The sequence below is a fragment of the Rhodomicrobium udaipurense JA643 genome (assembly GCF_000636015.1).
GTDB lineage: Bacteria > Pseudomonadota > Alphaproteobacteria > Rhizobiales > Rhodomicrobiaceae > Rhodomicrobium > Rhodomicrobium udaipurense.
The window spans coordinates 1-10,806 of the sequence record NZ_JFZJ01000109.1 but is presented as its reverse complement, the minus strand read 5'-3'; the positions used below and the strand labels follow the sequence as shown (position 1 = coordinate 10,806).

Genomic DNA, 10,806 nt, shown 5'->3' with positions numbered 1-10,806 from the left:
CGATGGCGGAAAGTTCCGCCAGGAGCGCGTCGCGGTCGATCTCCGGCTGGCCCAGGCCGCGCCGCAGCGCGTTGTGATGAACGAGCGCGCGGTCGATCTTGGCGGGCAGCGTCTTGAGGTCGAGCAGGTCAACGGCGTGGATCGCGCGGCGGCCGACCTTGTCTTCATAGGCCGGGCCGATGCCGCGCTTCGTGGTGCCGATGGCGCCTTCGCCCGCCGCGTTCTCGCGCAGCGCATCGAGTTCGCGGTGCAGCGGCAGGATGATCGTCGCGTTTTCCGCGATACGGAGATTGTCGCGCGTGACCTTTACGCCAAGTTTCGCGACCTCTGCGATTTCACGCTCCAGCGCCCACGGATCGACGACGACGCCATTGCCGATCACGGACAGCTTGCCGCGAACGACGCCGGAGGGCAGAAGCGAAAGCTTGTAGGTCTTGTCGTCGATGACCAGCGTATGCCCGGCATTGTGGCCGCCCTGAAAACGCACCACGATGTCTGCGCGTTCGGATAGCCAATCGACGATTTTGCCTTTACCTTCGTCGCCCCATTGCGAGCCGACCACGACCACATTTGCCATCTCGTTCCCCGGATGTCCTTCAAAGCGCCTATGCTCTGGCGCATATTTTCGATCCACCGTGCTGCATGCTCTTCAGCAAACCTAAGCGCCTGAGAGCACCAGCAACTTCTTGAATCCGTTGCAGTTTTGATTTTGACATTCGATATGAGACCCGGGCGGGGATGAATCGATGTCAAATTCGCTGCACTAGACTAGCCCATGCCACAAGACATTGCCATGCCGAGCGCGCATGGGCTTAAAACCAAATCGTCGCTCGTCCAGACCCTACCTGAAGGAACCTGCCTTGACGCCATTCTTCGACCGGCCGCGCCTGCTCATGACGCTGACTACGATCTTCTGGGCGGGAAACTTCGTTCTCGGGCGCGCAATCGCGGGGCATGTTCCGCCGATCACGCTGGCCTGTCTGCGCTGGACGCTGGCGACGCTGATCTTTCTGCCATTTGCGTGGACGCATCTCAAGCGCGATGGTGCCGCGATCCGCGAGCATTGGGCCATTCTCCTGTTTCTGGGCGCGATCGGGGCGGGGGCGTATAACACGCTGTCCTATATCGGCTTGACCTCGACCGAGGCGCTGAACGGGCTCGTGCTCAACGCAGCCGGGCCGATGTTCATCGCGCTGTCCGCATGGGCGCTGTTCGGCGACCGCATCGGGCGTCTTCAGATCGCGGGTCTCGCGGCGGGCTTCGTGGGCGTGCTTATCGTCGTCGCGAAAGGCGACCTCGCGTCGCTTGCGGCCTTTCACTTCAACCCCGGCGACGTTTTCATCATCTCGTCGATGCTGTCATGGGCCATCTACACGGCATGCGTGAGATTGCGGCCGGGCATCAGCTGGCAGAGCTTCAATTTCGTGACCTACGCCGTGGCGGCGGTGGGCAACGCGCCGTTCATGGCTTGGGAATGGAGTGCGGGCTCGCGGCCGGTATGGGACGAAGCGGCGGTGGCGGCCATCGTCTATGTCTCGATCTTTCCGAGCATCCTGGCCTACGTCTTTTATAACCGCTCGGTCGAATTGATGGGACCGGCGAACACAGGAATGTTCCTTTTTCTTGTGCCGGTTTTCGGGGGGCTTCTCGCAACGCTAGCGCTCGGCGAACAGCTTCACCTGTTCCATGCGGCGGGCTTCGCGCTCATCGTGGCGGGCGTCTTGCTAGGCACGCGGAAAAAAAGCGAGGCCGCCGCCGTGAAGGCGTGACGGCCTCAGCAAGGGTGGCGCGTGTAATGGTCAGCAGCAGCGGAAGCGGCCCTTGCCCTTGTAGCGGGCGTCCTGCCGTTCCTTGAAGAACTCTTCCCACGACATGAACGGCTCGCCCGGGTGACGGGCGCGCCTGTGTTCGAGATAGGTCTCATAGTCAGGGATGCCGACCATGAGGCGGGCGGTCTGGGCCGCCATTTTCCAGAAACCGGCTTTCTGCGGCATGACGCGCGCTCCCTGTCTCTCGTTTACTCGGCCGGTTTCGGCAGCGGCCCGCCGCCGATCTCGATGGCAGTCGGCTTCGGCGAGCCGAGCGCGCGCCACATCGCGACGACGCCGAACACAACCATCGACATCACGACTAGGACGAACAGGCCGGACATGACCGCGTCCACATAGTTGTTGAAGATGATCTGATTCATCTGCCCTACCGACTTGGCGGGCGCGAGGATTCTGCCCTCTGCCAGCGCCGTTTCAAATCGGCTCGCCTGCGCGAGGAAGCCGATCTTCGGGTCGGGGTGGAACAGCTTCTGGAGGCCCGCCGTCATGGTGCAGACGAGGAGCCACGTCGTCGGGATCAGCGTCACCCAAGCGTAGCGCTCACGCTTCATCTTGAACAGGATGACGGTGCACAGGATCAGCGCGATGGCGGCGAGCATCTGGTTCGAGATGCCGAACAGCGGCCACAGCGTGTTGATGCCGCCCATCGGATCGACCACGCCCTGATACAGGAAATACCCCCAGGCCGAGACCGCGAGCGCGGAGCCGATGACATTGTTCACCCAGCTTTCGGTGTTCTTGAAGCGCGGGACGACGCTGCCGACGCTGTCCTGGATCATGAAGCGGGCGACACGCGTGCCCGCGTCCACGGTCGTCAGGATGAACAGCGCCTCGAACAGGATCGCGAAGTGGTACCATATGCCCATCATCGTCTGGCCGCCGAGGAAGCCCGCGAGGATCTGCGCCATGCCGACCGCAAGCGTCGGCGCGCCGCCTGTGCGCGAGAGCAGCGTGTTCTCGCCGACGTCCTTCGCAAGCTGCGTCAGATGCTCCGGCGTGACGACGAAGCCCCAGTTTGAAATCACCTGCGCGGCGCTCACGGCATCGGTGGCGATCAGCGCGGCCGGGCTGTTCATGGCGAAGTACACGCCCGGATGCAGCACCGTCGCGGCGATCATCGCCATGATGGCGACGAAGGATTCAGCCAGCATCGCGCCGTAACCGATGAAGCGGATCTGACCCTCGTTCTCGATCATCTTCGGCGTCGTGCCGGACGCGATCAGCGAGTGAAAGCCCGAGACCGCGCCGCATGCGATGGTGATGAACAGGAACGGGAACAGGCTGCCCGCCCAGACGGGGCCCGAGCCGTCGATGAATTGCGTGACGGCAGGCATTTCGAGATTCGGCCGCACGATCAGAATGCCGATGGCGAGCAAGCCCATCGTGCCGATCTTGAGGAAGGTGGAGAGGTAGTCGCGCGGCGCGAGCAGCAGCCACACGGGCAGCACGGATGCCACGAAGCCGTAGCCGATGATGCAGAGCGCCAGTTGCTCTCCGGAGAGGGTGAAATAATGCGCGAGCGCCGGATCTTCCGAGACGACCTTGCCATACATGAGCGCCGCGAGCAGCATCGCGATGCCGATGATGGACATCTCGCCGATGCGACCGACGCGCAGGAATCGCGAATAGACGCCCATAAAGAGCGCGATCGGTATCGTGGCGAACACGGTGAACGTGCCCCATGGCGAGCCGACCAGCGCCTTCACCACCACGAGCGCGAGCACCGCGAGCAGGATGATCATGATCAGCAGCACGCCGATCAGTGCGATGCCGCCCGCCACCGGTCCCATCTCCGAACGCACCATATCGCCGAGCGAGCGCCCGTCGCGGCGGGTGGAGAAGAAGAGGATAATCATGTCCTGCACGGCGCCCGCGAAAACCACGCCGACGAGGATCCAGAGCGTGCCGGGGAGATAGCCCATCTGCGCCGCGAGCACGGGGCCGACGAGCGGACCAGCCCCCGCGATGGCCGCGAAGTGGTGGCCGAACAGCACGTAGCGGTTCGTCGGCACGTAATCGAGGCCGTCATTATGCCGCCAGGCGGGCGTTGGCCTGCTAGGATCGACGCGGAGCACACGGCGCGCGATGAAGAGTGCGTAGAAGCGATAGGCGATGAGATAGACGCAGAGCGCCGCGATCACGAGCCACGCGGCGCTGATCGGTTCGCCGCGCGAGAGCGCCACGACGCCGAGCGAACCGGCTCCCGCAAGCGCCACTACAAGCCACAACATGATCTGTCTGATCGATAGGGAAGCGCTAGCGTGGCTGCTCATTTTTTCCTCCCGATGCCGCATCGTCAGGCGGTTCCTTATGCCCTTTTGCCGCTTTTGCGAATATGACAAACGGCCGCAGCATTGCGCAAAAAAGGGGAAAGTTAGTCGACTTTGCATCGTCGACGGATTTCCAGCGATCTAAAATTTCGTGATCGGCGAAAATGCCTGTGGGCAGGGGATCGGCGCGCGACGCAGAAGGCCGAAATGTCGGAGGCAGAAGGGAAGCGGCGCTCGACGCGCCGCTTGACGGCTAGCGAAAGGTAAACGCCCGTAAAGAAACCCTTAACCAAATGCCTTCGGCTCTATTGGGCGACCTTCACAGCTCTTTCTTGAGCGCGTAGAGAAGGTCGAGGGCATCGCGCGGGGAAAGACTGTCCACATCGAGCGCGGCGAGCCGCTCAAGCACAGGATGCGGCGCTTCCGCTGCGTGATGCGCGACGGGAGCGGAAAACAGCGGCATGTCGGTGGGGAGCGTCAGCGGTCCGTGCGGCCCGCCGCCCGCTTCGAGTTGCGCGAGGATCTGCTTTGCGCGCGCCACCACTTGCTTCGGGACGCCCGCGAGCTTCGCCGCCTGCACGCCGTAGGAGCGGTTCGCCGGGCCAGCCTCGACCGCGTGCAGGAACACGATGGTGTCCTTCCACTCCGTCACGGCCATGCGGACGTTGCCCGCACGCGGCAGGTCGTCGGCGAGGCGCGTCAGCTCGTGGTAATGCGTCGCGACGAGGCCCCGGCAGCGCGTCTCGTCGTGCAGATGTTCGAGCACGGCCCACGCAATGGAAAGCCCGTCGAAGGTGGCGGTGCCGCGCCCGATCTCGTCGAGGATGACGAGGCTGCGCTCTGTCGCTCGGTTGAGGATGGCGGCGGTCTCCGTCATCTCGACCATGAAGGTCGAGCGACCGCGCGCGAGGTCGTCGGCGGCCCCGATGCGCGCGAACAGCCGATCCGCCACGCCGATATGCGCCGAGGTTGCGGGCACGTAGGAACCCATCTGCGCGAGCACGGCGATCAGCGCGTTTTGGCGGAGATAGGTGGACTTGCCCGCCATGTTCGGCCCGGTCACGACGAGGAAGCCCGGCGCGCGCTCGCCCGCACCGTCGAGGCGGCAATCATTGCCGATGAAAGCGCCGCCCTCGCGCGTAAGCGCCTGCTCGACCGCCGGGTGCCGCCCGCCCTCCAAGAGAAAGGCGCGCGACGTGTCCACGCGCGGCCGCACATAATTCTGTACCTGCGCAATCTCCGCGAGGCCGCCGACGCAATCGAGGCAGGCGAGCGCCTGCGCCGCATCCGCAATGGCGTCCTCCCGTTCGAGCACGGCATCGGAAAGCTCGGCGAACAACGCCTGCTCGCGCGCGAGCGCATCTCCCTGCGCGGTGAGGATGCGGCTTTCCAGCGCCGCGAGTTCGTCGGTGGTGAAGCGCACCGCGCTCGCAAGCGTCTGCTTGTGCCGGAACAACGCGGAATGCGGCTCGCCCATCAGCGCGGACGCTTGGCCGGGGCTCACCTCGATAAAATAGCCGAAGACGTTGTTGTACTGGATCTTGAGCGTCTTGACGCCGGTCTGCGCGGCATAGTCGGCCTGAAGCTTCGCAAGGACGACCTTGCTGCTCGACGCAAGCTCGCGAAGCCCGTCGAGCGCCGCGTCGAAGCCTGCCGCGATATAGCCGCTGTCCTTCGTGAGGAAGGGCACGACGCCGACGAGCGCGCGGTCGAGCTTTCGCGCGAGAGCGCCGCCGTGATCGTCGCCGGTGAACGCGGCGAGCGCGGTCATCGCTTGCTTCAGATGCGCGGGCTGTGCCGGAGACGCCGCGAGCAGCGCCGCCACGTCGCCGCCCGCTCGCAATCCATCGCGGATTGCGCCGAGATCGCGCGGACCGCCGCGCTTGAGTTTCAGCCGCGACAGCGCGCGGCTCATGTCGGGCGCGGTCTTCAGGATATGGCGGATGCGCTCGCGAAGCGCCCAATCCTCGATCAGCGCGCCCACCGCGTCGAGCCGCTCATTGACGAGGCCAGCGTCGGCGGAGGGGGAGACGAGGCGGCTCATCAGTTCGCGCGCGCCCGCCGCCGTCACCGTGCGGTCGATGGCGGAGAAGACCGTCGGCGCGCCTTCGTTTTTCGGGCGGACGAGTTCGAGGCTCGCGCGCGTCGCCGCGTCGATGGCCATGAGGCGCGCGGGCTCGTCCCGGCGCGGCGGGCGAAGGGCAGGGCGTTCGCCCAGCTGCGTGAGGTCGACATAATGCAGGAGCGCGCCGATGGCGATGAGGTCGCCGTCCGTGAAGTCGCCGAGCCCGTCGAGCGCGGCCACCTCGAACGCATCCTTCAGCGCGCGCTCGCCCTTCGCACGGCCGAAGCAGGCGCGCGACAGCGGCGACAGCGCCGCGCCGGAAGCTTCGGCGGCGGCCTTTGACGCGCCGTCGGCAAGCTCGTCCTCCGCGATGAGGATTTCGGCTGGACGCAGGCGCAGAAGCTCGCCCGAAAGGTCCGGCGCGGACGCCTCCGACAGAAGAAACTCGCCCGTGGAGATATCGAGGGCGGCGATGTGGTGGCGCACGGCCGCCCCCTTGCCGACCTTCGCGAGCGCGGCGAGGAAGTTGTTGCGGCCCGAGACAAGCAGCGCGTCTTCGGTGAGCGTGCCGGGCGTGACGAGCCGCACCACGTCGCGGCGAACGACGGCCTTGGGCCCGCGCCTCTTCGCAAGCTCAGGGTCTTCGAGCTGCTCGGCGACGGCCACGCGGAAGCCCTTCAAGATGAGCTTCTGCATGTAATCGTCGGCGCGCGCGACGGGCACGCCGCACATGGGAATGTCCTCGCCCGCGTGCTTGCCGCGCTTCGTCAGTTGAATGCCGAGAGCGCTCGCGGCCTTGACGGCGTCGTCGAAGAACAGCTCGAAGAAGTCGCCCATACGATAGAACAGCAGGAAGTCGGGGTTCTTCGCCTTGACGTCGAGATATTGCGCCATCATCGGAGTCGCGCGCGTTTCCGAGGAAACGCTATCGGGAGTGGCGCGCGCGTCCGGGGAAGCGCTGTCGCCGGGGGCTTCTTTCGCCATGCTCTTTTGTCTGATGGAAGACATCGCCGCCCCTTCGCCGCCGACTCACCCGGGCGAGCCGCAAGCTTACCGAAGACGGGAGCCGTAAAAAGACCGCGCGAAGAGTTATCCCCGCCCGGCCATCGTGCCGCGATTTCGGCGGCGGCTATTCGGCGGCGGCGACCGCGTCGAGCGTGGCTGGCGAAGCAAGGGCCGAAGCCGCGTCCTTCTCAAGCACGACCTTCTGATACAGCCCGCCGAAATACGATGACCGCTGCATTTTCGCGTTGCGCCACGCCTCCGGCATGAACACGCGAAGATCGTTGCTCCAAAGCTCTTTTGCGAAAGGTTCGAGCCGCCCGATTATCGGATACCAGATCCAGCGCGCGGGATGCCAAAGGCGCGGTTTCGCATAGTCAACGATCACGAGTTTGCCGCCCGGCTTGAGCACGCGCAGCGCATGGGCGAGCGTCGCCTCGCGAACGTCGCGCGGCATCTCGTGCAGGAGGAAGAACAGGAGCACGCGTTCGAAGCTCGCATCTGTGAAGGGGAGATTGGCGGAGCTGGAGGCGGTAAGGCTGACCGGCGCGTCCTCCGGCAACTTAGCGCGGAGGTTCTTCAACTGCACCGGCAGAGCGTCCACCACGTCGAGCGTGCCGCCGCCCGCCTTCGCCCGCTCCGCGATCCGCGCCGAGAGGTCGCCGTAGACGCAGGCGATCTGAAGCGTCGCGCCGGGAAGCTCCTCGCCGAACTCGCCGAGCGCCGCCTCGCGCAGGGACTCGTAATTGCCCCACAGGATGAGATCGATCAGCCACTGCCGCTCAAATAGGCGGACTGCTGCCGGGTGAACATAGGTCCACCAATAGTACTTTTGCAGGTAGGCCGGCGGAGCATAAGCGCCCTCCACCTCGAAGCCCTGATTTTTCTGGTGAAAAACCCCACCGCCGGAGACGGCGCGCGGAGTTATGGCTGGCGCTTTCGCGCCCGTGGTCGAGGTGATTGACATCGCCCAAAATCTAGACACCGGTATGGTTTCCTGCAAGTGAACGCCACGCGATGCTGTCGCACAGTGTCGAATTTGCCGCAACTAAAGTCGTACGGCGGGGGGAAGCGTGAGCGTCACGCGCGTGCCGGTGCCGGGGGAAGTTTCGAGATCGAGCTTCGCTTTCGCGTTTTCCTTCAGCGTCTGCACGATGAGCGCGCCGAGGTTGCCTTTCTCCGGCCAGTTCGTTTCTGGCGGCAGGCCCACGCCGTCATCGGCGACGACCACGCGACCGCCCTCTTCGCCGCCGAGACATTCGACCGTGATGGTGCCGCCTTCTCGGCCCTGGAAGGCGTGTTTCAAGGCATTCGTCAGGAGTTCGTTGACCACGAGGCCGACCGGCATCGCGACATTGACCGACACCGGGAAGACATCGGCCTTGAGTTCGAGACGCACGCCCTCGACGGCCTGCGTGCGCATAACGGCGGTGGCGAGCTGGCTGACATAGGAACCGAGGTCAACTTCGTCGCCGTCGGGCGTGGCGTTCAGGAAGCTGTAGAGAATGGCGAGAGCCTCAATGCGACCGGCAAGCCGGTTGAGCGGCTCCTTGCCTTCGGGCCAGTGGCGCGACTCGAGGCGTATGAGCGCGGTGATGAGCTGGAGGTTGTTTTTGACGCGGTGCTGAAGTTCCAGCAGCGCGAGATCGTTGTCGCCGCGCGACTTCGCAAAGTCGATTCCGTCGTCGTTATCCGCGACATAGGCGCTGACGTCGATCAACGCGACGAGCCGGAACGCGGGCTGTCCGTCGTCGCCGACGATAACGGATGAATAGACGTCTGCGATGGCCGTCTCCGCGTCGGGCCGCGCGATGTGAAACACGCCGATATGATCGGCGTTGTCGTCCATGATCGCGGTCAGAAGATCGCGCTCGCCCTTTTCCGAGGCGTTGGCCAGCACATCCCAGGTCTTGCCGAGAATGGCAGGGAGCGGGAGGCCGGCGATCTTCTCGAAGGCGGGGTTCGCGTAGATGATGCGCTCGTTCCCGTCCATCGCGCCGACGAGAATGGCGATCGGCATCTTGTCGAGGAATTGCTGGAAGCGGTCGTCATGCAACGCTTCCGCAAGGTCGGGCATGTCCAGAAGTTCTTCGACCTGGGTTTTGTCCGTGTCCGGCATGATTGGCGGAAAGTCTCCCTCGGCAACGTGGCTCTTTAGAGTAACGCGCCAATGTTCAGTTCAAGATGGAAAGGATAGAGGGCGCGGGCCGGCCGCTCACAGGGGCGCTTTAAACGGTAATTCGGACATTTGCAACCGTCGAACATCTTGAAGCTCGTTTACGGCGACCGGGATCGACTGACCCGTTTCGTCCTCGAAGCAAATATGAGGCCAACGGGCCGCGCGGTTCCCCGCCCGTTCGATGCGAAGCGCGAGGCGAGTTGCGCGCCATTCGCTGGCCACGGCGAGGATGCAAGGCGGCGATGACAGGTCGAAGACGCTTTCGCCGTCGTCGTCGAAGATCGAAAACGTCGATCGGCCATGTCCGCCGGGAAAAATGCGAAGCGTCAGCGGGCCGATTTCCCAAGAGGGCGAGGGGCCGAGCGGGAGCACCGCTCCGGCGCGGACGAAGGCGGGCGCGCGGCCGAGTGGCGCGTCAACCTTATGCCAGCCGGGCTGGAAATGCGCGCCGCCTTGAAGCGCATACCAGCCACCGGGCGTGTCGGGAAGCCAGACGCGGCGTTCGCGCGCGCCATCCTCGACAACGGGCGCGACGAGCATATCCGCTCCCAGCATGAACGCGTCGTGCTCGCCGTAGGCTTCGGCCTCGCTCGGGAAATCGTAAAACAGCGGCCGCAGGACCGGCTCGTGATGCGCATGCGCACGCCAGAGTAGCGTATACAGCAGCGGGACAAGTCGCTCACGAAGCTGGAACACCTCACGAACGAGCGGCAGCAGCTCGGTATACATCCACGGCTCGTTGACGCTGCCATCGTCGTTCCACGAATGGATGCTGAACCTCGGCCAGAACACGCCCTGCTCGATCCAGCGCATGAACAGTTCCGGGTCCGGTTTCGGCCCTGCGAAGCCGCCGACATCGTGGCCGAAATTGTAAATGGCGGACAGGCTGAGGCCGTGCCCCATGCGCATATTGTAGCGCAGCGTCTTCCATGAGGTGGCGTTGTCGCCGGTCCATGTCTGGGCGTAGCGCTGGAGGCCGGGGCCGCCCGAACGCGAGACGAGGAACGGGCGTTTGCGGGGCGCGTGCTCGCGCTGGGCACGGTCCGACGCGCGCAGCATCAGGTTCGTCTGCACGGGCCGCAAGCACGCCATCGTGCCGCCACGCCAGTTCACGTCCGCGCGCGCCTCGCCGTCCCACACCTCGAATTCATTGTTGTCGTTCCAAGTCGCGGCGATGCCGTGGTCGAGGAGTTGCGCCTTGACCTGCGCCGTCCACCACGCGCTCGTTTCCGGATTGGTGAAATCGAGATAGGCGGCCTTGCCCGACCAGAACTGCGCGAGATGCGGGCGCTCGCCCTCTGCCTCGCGCACGAAGCCGCCGAAGCGCTCGACCTCCCCAAAGCGCGGGTGATCCGTCAGCATTGCGGGCTTCACATTAGCGATGAGCCGTACGCCGCACTCGTTGAAGGCAGCCGCGACGCGCAGCGGTTCGGGGAAACGCGTCCGGTCCCACGTGAAGAC

Annotated in this window: 8 protein-coding genes; 1 reads left to right on the top strand and 7 read right to left on the bottom strand. The window is 64.8% G+C overall.

The features are described from left to right. A partial coding sequence (locus T281_RS13510) for an adenylosuccinate synthetase (RefSeq protein ID WP_037240093.1) occupies positions 1-577 on the bottom strand: 577 nt, incomplete at its 3' end. Between the two features lie 283 nt (positions 578-860). On the opposite strand from T281_RS13510, the gene T281_RS13505 reads away from it, so the two are divergent. Beyond that, positions 861-1,769, top strand: coding sequence for a DMT family transporter (locus tag T281_RS13505; RefSeq protein ID WP_052037490.1), 909 nt, complete (start codon positions 861-863; stop codon positions 1,767-1,769). Positions 1,770-1,799: 30 nt separating this feature from the next. Here T281_RS13505 and T281_RS17910 read toward each other — a convergent pair whose 3' ends face one another. The 6 genes from T281_RS17910 to T281_RS13480 all read right to left on the bottom strand — a co-directional run. Next, the gene (locus T281_RS17910) at positions 1,800-1,994 is read right to left on the bottom strand and encodes a YbdD/YjiX family protein (protein ID WP_052037489.1); all 195 of its coding nucleotides are present in this window, start codon (positions 1,992-1,994) and stop codon (positions 1,800-1,802) included. A 23-nt stretch (positions 1,995-2,017) separates the two neighbouring features. Continuing rightward, entirely contained in the window at positions 2,018-4,102 is a 2,085-nt protein-coding gene (locus tag T281_RS13500) for a carbon starvation CstA family protein (RefSeq protein WP_155955253.1), read from the bottom strand. A 316-nt stretch (positions 4,103-4,418) separates the two neighbouring features. After that, a complete protein-coding gene (gene mutS, locus T281_RS13495) occupies positions 4,419-7,172 on the bottom strand; it encodes a DNA mismatch repair protein MutS (protein WP_037240090.1) in 2,754 nt (917 codons plus the stop codon). Positions 7,173-7,293: 121 nt separating this feature from the next. After that, a complete protein-coding gene (rquA, locus tag T281_RS13490) occupies positions 7,294-8,133 on the bottom strand; it encodes a rhodoquinone biosynthesis methyltransferase RquA (protein ID WP_037240088.1) in 840 nt (279 codons plus the stop codon). A gap of 81 nt (positions 8,134-8,214) precedes the next feature. Next, entirely contained in the window at positions 8,215-9,285 is a 1,071-nt protein-coding gene (locus tag T281_RS13485; RefSeq protein ID WP_037240085.1) for a sensor histidine kinase, read from the bottom strand. Positions 9,286-9,381: 96 nt separating this feature from the next. Next, on the bottom strand, positions 9,382-10,806 hold a 1,425-nt coding region (locus T281_RS13480; RefSeq protein WP_081796804.1), incomplete at its 5' end, for a glycoside hydrolase family 31 protein.

Excerpts from the sequence above, each read along its gene's own strand:
- T281_RS17910 (WP_052037489.1), bottom strand. The coding sequence starts at position 1,994 with ATGCCGCAGAAAGCCGGTTTCTGGAAAATGGCGGCCCAGACCGCCCGC.
- T281_RS13500 (WP_155955253.1), bottom strand. The coding sequence starts at position 4,102 with ATGAGCAGCCACGCTAGCGCTTCCCTATCGATCAGACAGATCATGTTG.
- mutS (WP_037240090.1), bottom strand. The coding sequence starts at position 7,172 with ATGTCTTCCATCAGACAAAAGAGCATGGCGAAAGAAGCCCCCGGCGAC.
- rquA (WP_037240088.1), bottom strand. The coding sequence starts at position 8,133 with ATGTCAATCACCTCGACCACGGGCGCGAAAGCGCCAGCCATAACTCCG.
- T281_RS13485 (WP_037240085.1), bottom strand. The coding sequence starts at position 9,285 with ATGCCGGACACGGACAAAACCCAGGTCGAAGAACTTCTGGACATGCCC.